Below are 15,729 nucleotides of genomic sequence, written 5' to 3' on the forward strand. Positions count from 1 at the left end.
TTTTGAGCAATTTTATTGAGTTGTAGTCACACTATATTTATTGAGTTTTTTAATTTTTTATGTCCAAGGCACATTTTGGTTTAGTTGGTCTTGGTGTTATGGGCGAAAATTTAGTTCTTAACGCAGAGAGAAATGGATTTTCAAGTGTAGTTTTTAATAGAACTTATTCAAAAACTGAAGAATTTTTAAAAGGTCGAGGCTTTGGAAAGAATATTGAGGGAGCTGAAACTCTTCAAGAATTTGTTAATAAGCTTGAGAGACCTAGAAGAATTTTAATGATGGTAAAAGCTGGACCAGCAACAGACGCTGTTATAGATAATATCTCTGGATACCTTGAGGAAGGGGATTTATTAATCGATGGCGGCAATTCTCAATTTAAAGATACAGAAAGAAGGGTAAATACTCTTGAAAGTAAAAGCTTTGGATACATTGGAATGGGAGTCTCAGGAGGCGCTAAAGGAGCTCTTGAAGGACCGAGTATGATGCCAGGTGGTACTAAGGCTTCATATGATGCAATAGAAAGCTTGTTAACAAAAATGGCTGCCAAAGTTGAAGACGGACCATGTGTCGCATACGTTGGACCAGGAGGCTCTGGCCATTTTGTAAAAACTGTTCATAATGGAATCGAATATGGAATTGAACAAATACTGGCAGAAGCTTATGACCTTATGAAGAGAGTCAAAGGTATGAATGGTCAGCAGATGTCAGAGGTATTTGGTATTTGGAATAATACTGATGAATTAGCTTCTTATCTAGTTGAGATAACAGAGATTTGCCTAAATACAAAAGATGAGATATCAGGAGATGATGTTGTGGAGAAAATATTAGATAAAGCTGGCCAGAAAGGTACTGGGTTATGGACTGTTGTAAGTGCTTTAGAACTTGGGGTATCAGTCCCAACTATTTATGCATCTTTGAATGCAAGAGTAATGAGTTCTTTAAAAGAGCAACGTAGTGAGATTGAAAAAACTATTCCAACTAAAGAGATAGAAGATTTTGATTTAGGAAATATATCTGATGGAATGAAACCTTTATTTGATGCTGTAGTCCTTGCCACAATTGCTAGCTATGCCCAAGGTATGGATATTTTAAGAGAAGCATCTTCAGTATATAACTATGGTTTGAATATGCCGTCAATTGCTCAAATATGGAAAGGCGGTTGCATAATTAGATCAAAATTATTAAGTAAAATTCAAGACGCTTACAATAAAGATCCCAACTTAAAAAATTTAATTTTTGATGATTGGTTTAATAATGAAATCGCAACAAGATTAGATAACTTAGCCAAAGTAGTTTCGTTATCCACTAAAGCTGGGATCCCAGTTCCATGTTTATCAAGTACTCTAGATTATTTGAATAGTTACAGAACCAATAGGCTTCCTCAAAATCTTGTTCAGGCAATGAGAGATTGTTTTGGCTCTCATACATATGAAAGAATTGATAAGGAAGGTAGTTTTCATACTGAATGGATGAAATGATTGAAAAGGTCAAAAATGGATACACCATAAATATATATAAAGACAAGTTTGAATTATCAACAGCGGTTTTTAAGTTTATTGAAAGTCAAATTATTCATACTCTAAAAAAGAAAGAAAGATTCAAATTTTGTGTGAGTGGAGGTTCAACTCCTAAGTCTCTGTATCAACTGCTTTCTAAAAGCAATCTTAAATGGAATTTTGTTGATGTTTTTTTAGGAGATGAAAGATGTGTTAATCCAAATTCAGAATTAAGTAACTCGTTAATGTTGAAAAATTCTTTGTTAACTAATTTTGGATCTAAAGCTTATTTTTATGAAATTTTCAATGAAGTAAACGCTGATGATGAAGTTATAAAAAATCAATTTATTTCTAAATTATTTGAAAAATGCGGATCAAACCCTCCCTCATTTGATTTAACTTTATTAGGTCTTGGAGACGATGGTCATACAGCTTCACTATTTCCTTATCAAAAAAATAATAATGTAGATGATTTTGTGATTTTTAATGAAGGCAAAGGATTAAAAAGAATTTCATTAACACCAAAGGTCCTTTCCGCCTCATCAAAGATAGTATTTTTGGTTAGTGGCGCCAATAAAAGAATTGCTCTTGAGAGGTTATTAGATGAAAAAGAGCCACCAGATAGAACACCATCAAAATTAATAAAATCTATTAATCAAATTTCAATATTTTGTGATCAGGAATCAGCAAAAGAATTAGAAATTTAGTTAAAGTCTATTAATAATTTAAATTATTTAATGAGTAAGAAAAAATTTTTATTCCAGAAAAAGGAGTTCGATGGTTGGAAATCATTAAATGATACTGTTATGGGCGGATCAAGTTCTGCTTTTTGTGAAATTTCAAATTCTGGTTTGTTATTAAAGGGTAATATTGTCGAGAAAGCAGGAGGATTTGTTAGTTGTAGATCGCCTATTTATAAACCCTCTTTAAACGTATCTGAATATTCATCCTTCGAATTAAATATTGATGGACAAGGAAGAACTTTTAAATTTGCTGTCGCTTGTGAAGATGATCTCCTTGGACTAACAGAATTTATTCCGGGTGGACTTAGATGGATTAAATCATTCCCAACAAAAAAATTCGGAACAACAAATGTTCAAATTCCGTTTAGTGAGCTAAAACCTTCAGTAAGAGCTAATAAGGTACGGTTCCCATTTAAATTCAAGCCTTCTAAAATTAAAAGATTACAACTACTACACTCTAAGTTTGGTGATGATGGTTTACTTAATAATAAGTTTAAACAGGGTTCCATAAAAGTTTTAATTAAATCAATAAGTGTTATTTGAAAATCCATCTAAAAATATAGAGAGCTTAATCGCCAAATCAGCAGATTTAACAAATAAACCTTTTGTGCATTCTGTCGTAAAAATAAATGGTGAATACGAAATCGAAGAAGAAGATATTGATTTGACGGTTAATATTTTATGTCGAGATAAAGAAGGTAAAAGATTAGAAATTTACGATCTTGAATTAGAACTTTTTAAATCAAATAAAGAGTTAGTTTTAGTTATCTCTAAGCTTAATTTTCCTGATGAACCAATATTGTGGTGTGGAGTTAAAACATTGTGGATGAATAGCAATAATGGAAAAAAATGTAACTCACCAAAATACAGCGCTAGATTGGAAAACTTAGCAAATAGGATAAAAAGCTTTATTGATTAAGAAAATAGACTTTGAGCTGATCTATAAATCAGTAACAGCCCCTAAACTTGATGTGCTTACGATTTTTGAATATTTTGAAAGTATCCCTCTTTTGTATTTTGGTGTAGGTTTTATCCAATCTTTTTTTCTTTTTTCTAATTCTTCGTCAGATAAATCAACTTCAATTAGTTGCTTTACAGCATCTACTGTAATTAAATCACCTTGTTTTATTAGAGCAATATTTCCACCAACAGCAGCCTCTGGGGCTATATGACCAACAACAAGACCATAAGTACCCCCGCTAAATCTTCCATCGGTAATTAAAGCTACCTTCTCTCCGAGGCCTTGACCAACAATTGCAGATGTTGGAGCTAACATCTCTCTCATACCTGGTCCTCCTACAGGCCCTTCGTTTCTAATAACAACAACATCACCAGCATTGATATCATTATTCAATATTGATTTTAAACAATCCTCTTCACTTTCAAAAATCTTTGCTGGACCTGTTAATACAGGGTTTTTTACTCCGCTAATTTTGGCTACGGAACCTTCGCTCGCTAAGTTACCTTTTAATATCGCTAGATGTCCTTTTTTATAAAGAGGGTTATTTATGTCTCTTATGACATTTTGATTTGTTGGAGGCTTATCTGGAATATTCTGTAAGTATTCTGAGATGGTTTTCCCTTCAATATTTTTGCAATCGCCATGAATTAATCCTGCATTCAAAAGTATTTTCATTACTTGTGGAATCCCACCTGCATTATGAAGATCCACCGTCACATATTTACCACTCGGTTTAAGGTCACAAATAACGGGTACTTTTTGTCTGATTCTCTCAAAATCATTAATGTTGATATCTATTCCTGCAGTATTTGCAATAGCTAAGATGTGCAATACCGCATTTGTTGATCCTCCAATTGCCATAATTACTGATATTGCATTTTCAAATGCTTTCTTAGTCATTAGGTCTAGAGGTCTTATATCTTTTTCTATTGCGGAGACTAATATCTCAGCACTTTTATCTGCACTTAGTTCTTTTTCAAGATCTTCAGCAGCCATAGTGGAACTGTAAGGAAGACTTAACCCTAATACTTCAATAACCGCCGACATTGTATTAGCTGTAAACATCCCTCCACAGCTACCAGCACCAGGAATACAATTTTTCTCAACTTGGATTAGCCTTTCTTCATTAATTTTGCCTGATGCTAATTGTCCAACAGCTTCAAATGCACTAACAACAGTAAGATCTTCTCCGTCCAACTTTCCAGGTTTTATTGTCCCTCCATAAATGAAAATTGAAGGAATATTCATTCTTGCAATCGCTATCATGGCACCCGGCATATTTTTGTCACATCCACCTATAGCAAGCACTCCATCCATACTCTGAGCATTGCATGCTGTCTCAATTGAATCAGCAATAACTTCTCTTGACACTAGGGAATATTTCATGCCCTCTGTTCCCATAGAAATGCCGTCACTTACTGTTATCGTTCCAAACATCTGAGGCATCCCGCCTGATCTTTTTATTGAATCTTCAGCTTTGAGAGCTAACTTATTTAAACCTATATTGCATGGTGTTATGGTGCTGTATCCATTTGCAACTCCAATAATAGGTTTATTAAAATCTTCATCATTAAATCCAACAGCTCTTAACATAGATCTGTTAGGGGATCTTTGCACACCTTGGGTTATTGCAGATGATCTTAGTTTATTCATATTATGTGAGAACCTTTTTTATTCTATTGCCCCAACTCTTCAAGTTGCTTCCTCACATCAGCAATTGCAGAATTAAGTTGCTCAACTTTCTTCTCCAGATTCTCTCCTTCAACTTCATTTATGTTTTCATTTGAATCAATTGCTTCAGACCCATCTTGAATTCTGGAGGAATACATCATTGCTTTTTGTTTTTTTTCCTCTTTTCTTTTGTCAGCTTCGGATATTAACCACCAAGCTAGACCCGCTGCTCCAATAAAAGCACCGCTTATTAATGATAAAAGATTATTTGAAGACGAATCTCTGTATTCAGACATTGTTAAAATACTTACTCCTACATTATATATTAGTTCTTATCTTGAAATATAGTACTTAACCGCGATAAAGGATTTCCAATACCCGGTACTAGAAATTTTGTTTTTTCGTCTTCCTCATCGATGCAAGAAGTGTAAATTACCTGATTAGGGAATATTTTCGCAATTTCATTTAACCCTTTATTTGAGCAAATAGCAGTTATTAAAATAATCCTATTTGAATCAACACCTAATTCCTTTAATTTAATTAAAGTTTCTAGTGTTTCTGATCTTGTCGTTATCTGTTCCGAATAAAATATAATTCCTTCATTTAATTCAATAGTTTTAGGAAGTTCTCCTAATGAGAGGGTTGAATTAGGAATTACTTCTTTAGATCCAAACCAAAGAGATAACCCTTCGGGTAACATCGCGAGAACTTTTATTGGATAATCATTATTAATAAAGAATCCATCTGCGTCCCCATTATCAGTATTTACTATTTCTTTTTTATATGGCAACCAGTTCCTTAATGCTTCATATGTAAGCCATTTCCCTAATTGTTCGTATCCTGTTGAGTACAAAATATTTGGAGTATTTTTTTCTCGCAATATTGAAAGCCAATGTTTTATTAATGGATGAGGAGGAACAATAACCTTTAGTGACATTGCCATATATTTTCCTTTAAAATAACCTTACAAACTTTAAATACCTAAGTTCTAAAATACAGTCTTATTATGATTAAATCAATTGTTTTCCCTTCACTAAAAAATGCATTAATTGCAATATTGCTTGTTGGAATTATATTTTTTAATTCTGTTAATTCTGCTTGGGCGAAACGACCTCCAGAGATTAGAAATCAGCAAGACCTTAATCTAGAACCAGATATGCATGGTCAAGATTTAAGTGGTAACGAATATGTTAAGTTTGACCTGAATGGGTTTAATTTCAGTGAAAGTAATTTAGAGGGTGCTGTATTTAATAATAGTAAATTGCAAAATGCAACTTTCACTGGTGCTAATTTAAGAGACGCTCTTGCCTATGCCACTGATTTTACAGATGCAGATCTTTCGGATGTTAATTTTACAAATGCTTTATTAATGGAGAGTAATTTTGAAGGAGCAAAAATAGATGGTGCTGATTTTACTGATGCTGTTCTTAGTCGTACACAACAAAAACAATTATGTGCGATTGCTAATGGCACAAATAGTTCTACAGGAGAGAGTACAGAATATAGTCTAGGTTGTTAATAATTAAGGATGAAAAAAAAAATACCCGTAATAGTAGTTTCAGGTTTTCTTGGCTCAGGTAAAACAACTTTTCTTAGATATTTATTAAAGGAGAGTAATAAAAAATTTGGTTTAATAATCAATGAATTTGGTGATGTTGGAATTGACGGTGATTTGATTAAAAGTTGCGATAGATGTGATGATACTGAAGACGACTGCGTAATCGAATTAAATAATGGATGTTTATGTTGTACTGTTCAAGATGATTTTGTTCCATCAATAAAAGCTCTCCTCGAATTTAATCCTCTTATCGAATCAATAATTATCGAAACAAGTGGCTTGGCACTACCAATTCCCTTAATTCAAGCACTTAACTGGCCTGAAATCAGGTCTTCTATCTACCTAGATGTTGTTGTTGGTATCGTTAATGGAGAATCAATGCTTATTGGTTCTCCAATTAATGATCTAGATAAAATAAAAAAACAACATAATAATATAGATAAAATTGATCACAACGCTTCTATTGAAGAACTTTTTGAGGAGCAACTTGAAGTCTCTGATATCGTTTTAGTTTCTAGATCAGACATCTTAAATGATGATCAATTTGAATTTGTAAAAAACAAAATCAAGGGAGGTCTAAACTCATCTGTGCCAGTCCTCAAATCCAAAAATGGCAAAATTGATTTAAATTACCTATTTGATTTTCAATTTAAAAAAGAGACTTATAAAGAATTTTTAACTGAAGAACATGATCATAATCATGTTGAGCTTGTATCAGATTCAATTAAATTAAATTATTTCCTTGAAAAAAATGACTTTGAAAAAGAGATGTCAAAAATCTTGGATGAATTAAACATTCTTCGCATAAAAGGACGTATTTGGATACCAAACAAATCATTGCCTTTACAAATACAAATTGTTGGAAAAAAAATTAATACTTGGTTTGAAGAGGCTCCAGACAACTGTTGGAGACCAAATGATAATGCTGGGCTTGAATTAGTAATAATTTCCTTTGATGAAAAATCTATAAAAACTTTTAATAGAAAAATTAAAGAGAAATTTAAGATTTTAGTGACCTAAAAATACTAATTTGACTTTATAGTTGCTTGTCGGGATACTTACTACATCAGACAGCACTAAATGGAAAATCCAAAAATTGCTTTAAAACAAATAATCTCTGACGATGTAACATCAATTGATAAAATCACATGTACAAAATGTGGAGGGTCAGGAAATTTTAAAACACCAGAAAATTCAAGAAGAACTTGCTTAGTTTGTTTTGGTAAAGGTTACATAAACATTTAGTAATTCAGAAAACCTTCAGGTAAAAATATTTGTTTATTAATCAATAGTACTTTTTATTAAAATTTAAACTAATCTTCTAGTAGAAATTAATTTTTAATTGGACCAATTTGCTGTAAAAGTTTTTGTAAGACTAAGACCTTCAGTTTTAGATCCAGCAGGGGAAGCTACTAAATCTGCTTCTATAAAACTTGGAGCCGAGGGAATAAAATCATTACGTATAGGAAAAATGATTGAAGTAAAAATAGAAGGTAATGGTGAAAACGAAGTAAGAGAAAAAATTGATTTGTTGTGTGATAGGTTATTCGCTAATACTGTTATTGAAGATTATGAGTATTCACTAGAAAAGTTATAAGATGGATAATTTTACTGTAGGAGTTGTTGTCTTCCCTGGTTCTAATTGTGATCGTGATGTTTCATGGGCACTGGAAGGTTGTTTAGACATAAGAACAAAATACTTGTGGCATGAGTCTTCAGATTTAAGAGATATAGATGCAATAGTTTTACCTGGAGGATTTAGCTATGGTGATTATTTAAGATGCGGAGCAATTGCGAGATTCTCTCCATTAATAAATGCCTTGGATGAGTTTGTTAAAAGCGGAAAAAGAGTTTTAGGTATTTGTAATGGGTTTCAAATTTTGACAGAATCAGGTTTTTTGCCTGGTGCTCTTGTTGCAAATAAAAATCTAAATTTTATATGTGATGACGTTGAACTTGATATTGTTTCTTCAAAAGGAGGTTGGTTTAATAATGGGGATGAAAAACAAACTATTAAGTTGCCAATAGCGCATGGGGAAGGAAGATATTATTGTGATTCTGATACTTTAAAAAAACTTTTAGATAATGAATTGATCGCTTTGAGATATAAGATTAATCCTAATGGATCTTCATTCGACATAGCAGGTATAACTAATGAACAGGGAAATGTTTTAGGTTTAATGCCACATCCAGAGCGAGCATGTGACGAGACAATTGGTGGGACTGATGGTCTCTTTACATTAAAATCATTATTATTGAAATAAAAAAAAAAGACCCCCAATTTTGGAGGTCTTTTTTGTTTGATTCAGTTATGAATTAAACAGTAGCTTTTACTTTTGGATCTAAGTCACCTTTAGCGTAAAGATCAGCAAAATAATTGGTACTGTTTTGTTTGATCTTACTTGCTTGACCTTCACACCAGAATTGCTTGTATCTGTCAAGACAAACTTGCTTCATGTATTTTCTAGCAGGTTTGTTGAAATGTCTTGGGTCGAAGTTTGCCTTGTCAGCAAATGCTGCTTCTCTAACCGCGGCAGTAAAAGCAAGTCTGTTATCAGTATCAATGTTGACTTTTCTAACTCCATTTCTTATTCCCTCTTGAATTTCTTCAACAGGAACCCCATATGTTTGAGGAATTTCACCACCATATTTGTTAATGATATCTAACCATTCCTGAGGGACTGAACTAGATCCATGCATTACAAGATGGGTATTTGGAAGTGCTTTATGAATTTCAGCAATTCTACTTATTGCAAGAACTTCTCCTGTAGGTTTTCTTGTGAATTTATAAGCACCATGACTTGTACCTATAGCAATAGCTAATGCATCAACTTTTGTTTTAGCAACAAAATCTGCAGCTTCGTCAGGATCAGTCAAAAGCATATCTGTAGAAAGTTCACCTTCAAACCCATGACCATCTTCTGCCTCACCTTTTCCTGTTTCTAATGAACCTAAGCAACCTAATTCTCCTTCAACACTAACTCCAACTGAATGAGCAAAATCCACTACTTTTTTTGTAACTGCAACATTATATTCGTAACTAGCGGGTGTTTTTGCATCTGCCTCTAGAGAACCATCCATCATTACTGATGTGAAACCATTTATTGCTGCTGAATAGCATGTTGATGGCTCATTACCATGGTCTTGATGCATTACCACTGGAATATTGGGATATGTTTCTGTAGCAGCAAGGATTAGATGACGTAGGAAAATTTCTCCTGCATAATTTCTTGCCCCTCTTGAAGCTTGGAGGATTACAGGACTATCAGTTTCGTATGCTGCTTCCATGATTGCTTGAACTTGCTCAAGATTATTAACATTGAAAGCTGGAATACCGTAACCATTCTCAGCAGCGTGATCTAAAAGTAGTCTTAGTGGAACGAGGGCCATAATTAAAATAAGTTAAATGCTATGTAAAGCACATGTTTCCGCGAGTTTAGTATAAAGAGGTATCAAATGTCACGTCATTAGATATACAAAATACTAAATTAAAGAAACTAATTTTATGACCCAGAGTATATTTTTAGAATTTTTTAGTTAGTAAGTGTAGCCTGCTACAAACAATTGCTCATCAGATGAAGGTTGAGATCCTGCTACATAGGCACCTTTTGAAGCTTCAGAGTTTGCTTGAGCTCTTGCTATTAATGCTTTTTGACCTCCTTCAACGTCGCTTCCTTTCCAAGCCTTTAAGCATGAGTGCTGTAATGCTCTTCCATAGGAGAATGAAACATTCCATAAAGCTTTCCTGTAAAGAGTGTTCATATTATTTAAATAAACAGAAGCAGCTTCTTCGCTTAACCCTCCTGATAAGAATACTATTCCAGGCACTGATGCAGGAACACATCTTTCCATAGTTCTGATTGTCATTTCAGCAACTTTCATAGGATCAGCCTTTGTTGGACAATCTGCTCCATTGACAGTCATAGAAGGTTTTAATAGGGTTCCTTCTAGAAAAACTCCATTTGCTTGACACGCAATATAAACCTGCTTTATTACCTCTTCTTGGACTTCAGCAGTTTTTTCAATAGTATGATCTCCGTCCATTAAAATTTCAGGTTCAATAATTGGTACCAGCCCGGATTCTTGAACTGATCTTGCATACCTTGCTAATCCCCAAGCATTCTCTTGAATTGATAGTTTTGAGGGACAACCATCATTTGTAATTTGCAGAACTGCTCTCCACTTTGCAAATCTGGCACCTTGTTCATAATATTTAGCTGCTCTTTCAACTAACCCATCTAGGCCAGAGCAAAAAGTTTCTACATCTCCTCCTCCTGGAAGTGGATTTAGGCCTTTATCAACCTTTATACCTGGAATAATACCTAAATCATTTAGTTTCTTAACCATTGACTCACCATCTTGGTGATTCTGATAAAGAGTTTCTTCGAAGAGGATTGCTCCACTTATATATTTACCAAGATCTTCTGTAGTAAAAAGCATTCCTCTATATGCCTTCCTATTGTCTTCAGTATTCTCAACGCCAATTCCAGCGAGTCTTTTACCTACTGTTTTAGTGGATTCATCTACCGCTAATATCCCTTTCCCTTTAGAAGCTAGTAATTGAGCATTTTCTTTAAGCTCATTTTTGTAATAATTTAAAGCCATTCTTTAATAATTCAGTTCAATTGATTTTTCCAGAATATGAAAAAAAAATAAAATCAATCCAATACTTTATCGGGTGATAATTGCTACTTATAAATGTATAGCCTTAAATTTTGATACTTAATCCACTTTTCGAAGATTCTCTTATGGCTTCGCAAACTTTATGACTAGCAAGTCCCTCAAATAAGCCTGGGATTACAGGTGTTCTATTAATTATACTCTTAGCCCATAAATTTTGAATTCTCAAAACTGGAGCTATTCTCCCATCAGTCCATGTTTTTTCAAAATTAAAACTTGAATCTGCAGTTAAATTTTGCATTTTATTTTCGTTATTTGAATATTTCAAATTAAAACCATGTACATAATCTTTTTGGTTTTCGCTTTTAAGAATAAGTGAACCTTCGCTCCCATATATTTCAAAACTAAATCCTCTACCATTTTTAGAAATCGATGATAAAGATACCTGACATGGAATAAGATTCGAGCTGTAGTTTGATATTTCTATATTGGCTAAACATACATCTTCACTCGTAACATCATTTAAATCAGATGAATTAGTTAAAGGTCTTTTTTTTATTGATGTTGCTAACTTGCCAGACACGTTTATTGCTTCTCCAAAAAACCAATTCAACATATCGAATGCATGAGTACCTAAGGCGCCAATAACTCCTCCACCTTTTTCTTCTAATGAATACCAATTCCAGGATCTTTTGGGGTCGGATCTACTGCCCATTAACCAATCTAATTTGACTAAATATATATCTCCTAAGATATTTTCATCAATAAGTTTTTTTGTCTGAAGGAAAAGAGGTACTGCTCTATATTCAAAATCAACACATACGCTTAAATTATTCATCAATGATATTCTCTGAAGCTCTTCAATTTCTGAGGAGGATATTGCAACGGGTTTTTCTAGAAGCAAATTTTTATTATTCTCAAGAGCTTGTTTTGCTAATTTAAATCTTGATTCAGGAGGGGTAGCAATTATAATCCCATCAATTTTTGGAGATTTAACTAATTCTTCCCAATTATGAAAGAACTCTAATCCAGTTTCTTTTTCTAGTATCGATTTTTGCTTAGTCTCATAATGATAAATAGCTACAGGAGTTAAATAATCAGACTCTTTTAATGCCTCTAAATGGACTTTTTTACCAAACCCTAATCCAGCTATTGCTATTTTTAATTTTTTATTTTTAGTATTCATTCTTATCTATTAATAAACTCTGAACAACTATTTTCAATAACAACATCTATTAGTTCATCATTATTAGAAGTTCGCCATTTTGAATTAAATTTAGGGATTCCATTTATTGAAGTATCTTTGAACTTTTTTTCATCGCAATTAATTCTCATTACATAAAGTGATAACTCTCCATCATCATCAGAATTAGTTGGATTTTTAAAGAACTTTGTCAAAACACTTATTTCATTATTTGGAAGCTGCTTAATACTCCCTTTGTCAAGCCATTCTTTCCCTTCATTATTTTCTTTTAGTAGGACCCAGTCAACATTTCCTATTCCATAAGAATATGGAGCAAAATTTAAAATAAAAAATAAAAGGCTTAAAGAAAAATAAAAGAAATTTGAAATAATTCTCATATTATATATTTGCTTTTGCAAGTTTTTTTACACCATGAATTTTTAAAATTTTAGTCAGAGTATCTTTGAGATCTTTCCTTCTAACTATTACATCAACAAAACCATGCTCAAGCAGATATTCAGCTGTTTGAAAATTATCGGGTAATTTTTCTCTTAATGTTTGTTCTATAACTCTTCTTCCAGCAAATCCAATAAGAGCTTTAGGTTCCGCCAAAATTAAATCACCTAACATTGCAAAGCTTGCTGTTACCCCCCCAGTGGTTGGATGAGTTAATAAGGGCATATAAAGAAGATTTTTTTCTTTATGTTTTTTTAGTGCTCCAGATATTTTTGCCATTTGCATGAGACTTAACATGCCTTCTTGCATCCTTGCTCCACCTGATGCGCAAACAATAAGAATTGGAAAATTTTCTAAAGTTGCTCTTTCAATTATCCTTGTAATTTTTTCACCAACTACTGAACCCATGGATCCTCCCATAAATCTAAAATCCATAACAGCTAATGCTAAAGGCATTGAATTTACAGAACAGATACCTGTTACGACTCCATCTCTTAAACCTGTGCCTGCTTGACTTTCTTTAATTCGATCAGCATATGATCTTCTATCTTTAAAACCTAAAGGATCTGTAGGACTTAGTGAACTATCAAACTCTTCGAATGAATTTTTGTCAGCAATTATATTTATCCTTTCATCGCTATTTATCCTATTGTGGTGCCCGCAATTACTACAAACATTGAAATTTGTAATTAGGTCTTTTCTATAGGCTACTTGCGAACATTCTGAACATTTAACCCACAAACCATCTCCCTCATCAGTATCTTGCGAAACTTTCCCAACAAATTGATCTTTACGCCTTGCGGCAAACCAGTCGATTAATGACACAACGTTTACTGTTTTTTCTATTTAAATCTAAATAAGGTACTTTTATCAAGAAAGATATATAAAAATTTGAGATCCTTTAGATTAAAAACTACTCAAAGTAAAAAATGTAATGATTTGAGTTGATAATCGAAATTAATTATTATTTATTTTTCTCCTCAATCATTTTATGAATTATTGGAGTGAGAATTAGTTCCATTGCGAAACCCATTTTTCCTCCATTTACAACGATACTTGTTGGACTTGACATAAATGAATCGTTAATCATTCCAAGCAAGTATTGAAAATCAATCCCCCATTTCTCTCTTGCCCCTTTTCTAAAATGTATGATAACAAAGCTCTCATCAGGAGTTGGGATATTCCTGCATATGAAAGGATTAGAAGTGTCAATTGTGGGAATTCTTTGGAAATTAATATCAGTTTTGCTGAATTGTGGGCAGATGTGATTTATATAATCAGGCATTCTTCTCAATATAGTATCCACAATGGTTTCCGCTGAGTAACCTCTTTCTGCGTTATCTCTATGGATTTTTTGAATCCACTCTAAATTTGTAATTGGAACAACACCAACAAGTAAATCAGCATAAGATGCCACATTGTATCCATCACCTTCTACCCCGCCATGCAAACCTTCATAAAAAAGTACGTCTGTTCCCTCAGGAATATCTTCCCATGGAGTAAATTGTCCAGGTTCCAAGGATGTCCCTAGCCTTGTATTGTGCTCTTCTGCTTCTTCAAGACTATGTAGATAATATCTTTTCTTTCCTCCTCCAGTTTCACCATAGATTTTAAAAAGTTCTTCTAGCTTGTCAAAAAGATTAGCCTCTGGACCAAAATGAGAGAAATTTTCACCTTTTGAAAGAGCGTCTGCCATAGCTTTTTTCATATGCATTCTTTCAAATCTGTGGTAACTATCACCTTCTACAACTGCAGGAACAATATCTTCTCTGGCAAAAATATGCTCAAAGGCTCTTTTTACTGTACTTGTTCCTGCTCCTGAAGATCCTGTTACAGCAACTACTGGATGACGTTTTGACATTTTTTAAAAACAATATCTAATGATTCTGACAGGTCATATGCCAACTTTATGTTTTACTTAAAAATATTTTTTTATTTATTAATTTTTTTTTAAATTTCATCCATTATTTTATCTCCGATTTCACTGCAAGATAAAACTTCAGGAGACCCATCAGCTAAATCTGCTGTTCTAAATCCTTTTGATAAAACTTTATCAACGGCAGTTTCTAAATTTTTTGCAGCTTCTTCTTCATTTAATCCAATTTTTAACATCATGGAAGCAGATAAAAGCATTGCTATAGGATTCGCTATGTTTTTACCTGCTATATCGGGAGCGGAACCATGAACAGGTTCAAAAACTCCTGGGCCATTATTGTTTAGAGAAGCAGATGGAAGCATACCAATGGAACCAGTTAACATTGCGGCTAAATCGCTTAGAATGTCTCCAAATAAATTACTAGTTAAAATTACATCAAATTGACCAGGATCTCTAACTAATTGCATTGCCGCATTATCAACGTACATATTGCTTAGAGATATATTTTTATCTTTTGAGATGATATTTAAAACTGTATCTCTCCACAATTGACTAACCTCAAGAACGTTTGATTTATCAACAGAACATATTTTTTTAGTTCTTTGGTTAGCAATTTTTATTGCTATTTCAGTTATTCTCTCTATTTCTGCCGAATCATAAACCATTGTATTGAAAGCTTTTGGGATTTTTGTATTTGTGATATGTCCTCTTGGTTTTCCAAAATAAATTCCCCCTATTAATTCTCTTACAACAATAAGATCTACATGCTCTACGATATCCTTTTTTAATGTACTTGCATCTAATAGAGATTTTCTTATTTTGACAGGCCTGATATTTGCGAAAAGGTTTAGGGCAGATCTTAACTTAAGTAACCCACTTTCTGGTCTTAATTCTCTTGCAAGAGAGTCATATTTAATATCTCCAACACATGCTAAAAGTACAGCATCACTTTTTTTGCATTGATCTAGTGTCTCATCTGGAGCAGGAGTCCCATATTTTTCATAAGCTATCCCTCCAAATAATTTTTCAATAATCTCAATATCGAAGTTATGATTTTTTGAAAGCTTTTTTAAAACTTTTTTTGAAACTTCTGAAATCTCTGGTCCAATTCCGTCACCTGACAATAAAACAATCTTATATTTCTTCATTTAAATTTTTGTTTAAT

General features: G+C 33.1%; 19 protein-coding genes. 9 read left to right on the top strand and 10 right to left on the bottom strand.

Annotation, left to right across the window (positions count from 1 at the left end):
• Window positions 1–59: 59 nt before the first annotated feature.
• Genes gndA through HA149_RS04030 form a run of 4 tightly spaced genes read left to right on the top strand, consistent with a single transcriptional unit; the run spans window position 60 to window position 3,158 of the window.
• Window positions 60–1,478, top strand: a complete 1,419-nt coding sequence (gene gndA, locus HA149_RS04015; RefSeq protein ID WP_209113246.1) for an NADP-dependent phosphogluconate dehydrogenase — start codon at window positions 60–62, stop codon at window positions 1,476–1,478.
• Window positions 1,466–2,203, top strand: coding sequence for a 6-phosphogluconolactonase (gene pgl, locus HA149_RS04020; protein ID WP_209113248.1), 738 nt, complete (start codon window positions 1,466–1,468; stop codon window positions 2,201–2,203). Before gndA ends, pgl begins: the two co-directional genes overlap by 13 nt.
• A 30-nt stretch (window positions 2,204–2,233) precedes the next feature.
• Window positions 2,234–2,782 carry a CIA30 family protein gene (locus HA149_RS04025; RefSeq protein WP_209113250.1) on the top strand — a complete coding sequence of 183 codons (549 nt, stop codon included), beginning with the start codon at window positions 2,234–2,236 and terminating at the stop codon, window positions 2,780–2,782.
• Entirely contained in the window at window positions 2,772–3,158 is a 387-nt protein-coding gene (locus tag HA149_RS04030; protein ID WP_025933409.1) for a hypothetical protein, read from the top strand. The genes HA149_RS04025 and HA149_RS04030 overlap by 11 nt, the downstream gene beginning before the upstream one ends.
• Before the next feature lie 21 nt (window positions 3,159–3,179).
• Here the strand turns inward: HA149_RS04030 and ilvD are convergent, their stop codons facing one another.
• The 3 genes from ilvD to HA149_RS04045 are packed head-to-tail and all read right to left on the bottom strand — an operon-like array spanning window position 3,180 to window position 5,814.
• A complete protein-coding gene (ilvD, locus tag HA149_RS04035) occupies window positions 3,180–4,853 on the bottom strand; it encodes a dihydroxy-acid dehydratase (protein WP_209113252.1) in 1,674 nt (557 codons plus the stop codon).
• 23 nt (window positions 4,854–4,876) lie between these two features.
• Entirely contained in the window at window positions 4,877–5,167 is a 291-nt protein-coding gene (locus HA149_RS04040; RefSeq protein WP_011376338.1) for a hypothetical protein, read from the bottom strand.
• Between the two features lie 29 nt (window positions 5,168–5,196).
• Window positions 5,197–5,814 (bottom strand): uracil phosphoribosyltransferase, encoded by a 618-nt coding sequence (locus HA149_RS04045; RefSeq protein WP_209113254.1) that lies wholly within the window; start codon window positions 5,812–5,814, stop codon window positions 5,197–5,199.
• 63 nt (window positions 5,815–5,877) lie between these two features.
• Here HA149_RS04045 and HA149_RS04050 point away from each other — a divergent pair, with 63 nt between their 5' ends.
• The 5 genes from HA149_RS04050 (at window position 5,878) to purQ (ending at window position 8,693) form a co-directional block, all read left to right on the top strand.
• Window positions 5,878–6,390 (top strand): pentapeptide repeat-containing protein, encoded by a 513-nt coding sequence (locus tag HA149_RS04050; protein ID WP_209113256.1) that lies wholly within the window; start codon window positions 5,878–5,880, stop codon window positions 6,388–6,390.
• Window positions 6,391–6,399: 9 nt separating this feature from the next.
• On the top strand, window positions 6,400–7,449 hold the full coding sequence (locus HA149_RS04055; protein ID WP_209113258.1) for a GTP-binding protein: 1,050 nt from the start codon (window positions 6,400–6,402) through the stop codon (window positions 7,447–7,449).
• A gap of 60 nt (window positions 7,450–7,509) precedes the next feature.
• Window positions 7,510–7,674 (top strand): hypothetical protein, encoded by a 165-nt coding sequence (locus HA149_RS04060; protein ID WP_209113260.1) that lies wholly within the window; start codon window positions 7,510–7,512, stop codon window positions 7,672–7,674.
• Between the two features lie 97 nt (window positions 7,675–7,771).
• Window positions 7,772–8,026 (top strand): phosphoribosylformylglycinamidine synthase subunit PurS, encoded by a 255-nt coding sequence (purS, locus tag HA149_RS04065; protein ID WP_011376342.1) that lies wholly within the window; start codon window positions 7,772–7,774, stop codon window positions 8,024–8,026.
• A gap of 1 nt (window position 8,027) precedes the next feature.
• The gene (gene purQ / locus HA149_RS04070) at window positions 8,028–8,693 is read left to right on the top strand and encodes a phosphoribosylformylglycinamidine synthase subunit PurQ (RefSeq protein WP_209113262.1); all 666 of its coding nucleotides are present in this window, start codon (window positions 8,028–8,030) and stop codon (window positions 8,691–8,693) included.
• Between the two features lie 52 nt (window positions 8,694–8,745).
• Here the strand turns inward: purQ and fba are convergent, their stop codons facing one another.
• From fba to leuB, 7 genes are all read right to left on the bottom strand, one after another.
• Window positions 8,746–9,819 carry a class II fructose-bisphosphate aldolase gene (gene fba / locus HA149_RS04075; protein ID WP_075487829.1) on the bottom strand — a complete coding sequence of 358 codons (1,074 nt, stop codon included), beginning with the start codon at window positions 9,817–9,819 and terminating at the stop codon, window positions 8,746–8,748.
• A gap of 147 nt (window positions 9,820–9,966) precedes the next feature.
• On the bottom strand, window positions 9,967–11,034 hold the full coding sequence (locus HA149_RS04080) for a class I fructose-bisphosphate aldolase (RefSeq protein WP_209113264.1): 1,068 nt from the start codon (window positions 11,032–11,034) through the stop codon (window positions 9,967–9,969).
• Between the two features lie 103 nt (window positions 11,035–11,137).
• Window positions 11,138–12,235, bottom strand: a complete 1,098-nt coding sequence (locus tag HA149_RS04085; protein WP_209113266.1) for a Gfo/Idh/MocA family protein — start codon at window positions 12,233–12,235, stop codon at window positions 11,138–11,140.
• A gap of 2 nt (window positions 12,236–12,237) precedes the next feature.
• Window positions 12,238–12,630, bottom strand: coding sequence for a hypothetical protein (locus tag HA149_RS04090; protein ID WP_209113268.1), 393 nt, complete (start codon window positions 12,628–12,630; stop codon window positions 12,238–12,240).
• Between the two features lies 1 nt (window position 12,631).
• Entirely contained in the window at window positions 12,632–13,513 is an 882-nt protein-coding gene (gene accD, locus HA149_RS04095) for an acetyl-CoA carboxylase, carboxyltransferase subunit beta (protein ID WP_209113270.1), read from the bottom strand.
• 139 nt (window positions 13,514–13,652) lie between these two features.
• Complete coding sequence (locus HA149_RS04100) at window positions 13,653–14,549, bottom strand: phosphoribulokinase (protein ID WP_209113272.1); 897 nt, start codon at window positions 14,547–14,549, stop codon at window positions 13,653–13,655.
• An 89-nt stretch (window positions 14,550–14,638) separates the two neighbouring features.
• Entirely contained in the window at window positions 14,639–15,712 is a 1,074-nt protein-coding gene (leuB, locus tag HA149_RS04105; protein WP_209113274.1) for a 3-isopropylmalate dehydrogenase, read from the bottom strand.
• Window positions 15,713–15,729 lie beyond the last annotated feature (17 nt).

The sequence above is a fragment of the Prochlorococcus marinus XMU1406 genome, assembly GCF_017696055.1.
Classification (GTDB): domain Bacteria; phylum Cyanobacteriota; class Cyanobacteriia; order PCC-6307; family Cyanobiaceae; genus Prochlorococcus_A; species Prochlorococcus_A marinus_W.

Coding starts and splice junctions, on each gene's coding strand:
- HA149_RS04050 (WP_209113256.1), top strand. CDS start 5,878: ATGATTAAATCAATTGTTTTCCCTTCACTAAAAAATGCATTAATTGCA.
- HA149_RS04045 (WP_209113254.1), bottom strand. CDS start 5,814: ATGGCAATGTCACTAAAGGTTATTGTTCCTCCTCATCCATTAATAAAA.
- HA149_RS04090 (WP_209113268.1), bottom strand. CDS start 12,630: ATGAGAATTATTTCAAATTTCTTTTATTTTTCTTTAAGCCTTTTATTT.
- HA149_RS04085 (WP_209113266.1), bottom strand. CDS start 12,235: ATGAATACTAAAAATAAAAAATTAAAAATAGCAATAGCTGGATTAGGG.
- fba (WP_075487829.1), bottom strand. CDS start 9,819: ATGGCCCTCGTTCCACTAAGACTACTTTTAGATCACGCTGCTGAGAAT.
- HA149_RS04080 (WP_209113264.1), bottom strand. CDS start 11,034: ATGGCTTTAAATTATTACAAAAATGAGCTTAAAGAAAATGCTCAATTA.
- HA149_RS04060 (WP_209113260.1), top strand. CDS start 7,510: ATGGAAAATCCAAAAATTGCTTTAAAACAAATAATCTCTGACGATGTA.
- ilvD (WP_209113252.1), bottom strand. CDS start 4,853: ATGAATAAACTAAGATCATCTGCAATAACCCAAGGTGTGCAAAGATCC.
- pgl (WP_209113248.1), top strand. CDS start 1,466: ATGGATGAAATGATTGAAAAGGTCAAAAATGGATACACCATAAATATA.
- HA149_RS04055 (WP_209113258.1), top strand. CDS start 6,400: ATGAAAAAAAAAATACCCGTAATAGTAGTTTCAGGTTTTCTTGGCTCA.
- leuB (WP_209113274.1), bottom strand. CDS start 15,712: ATGAAGAAATATAAGATTGTTTTATTGTCAGGTGACGGAATTGGACCA.
- purQ (WP_209113262.1), top strand. CDS start 8,028: ATGGATAATTTTACTGTAGGAGTTGTTGTCTTCCCTGGTTCTAATTGT.
- HA149_RS04040 (WP_011376338.1), bottom strand. CDS start 5,167: ATGTCTGAATACAGAGATTCGTCTTCAAATAATCTTTTATCATTAATA.
- HA149_RS04025 (WP_209113250.1), top strand. CDS start 2,234: ATGAGTAAGAAAAAATTTTTATTCCAGAAAAAGGAGTTCGATGGTTGG.
- gndA (WP_209113246.1), top strand. CDS start 60: ATGTCCAAGGCACATTTTGGTTTAGTTGGTCTTGGTGTTATGGGCGAA.
- HA149_RS04100 (WP_209113272.1), bottom strand. CDS start 14,549: ATGTCAAAACGTCATCCAGTAGTTGCTGTAACAGGATCTTCAGGAGCA.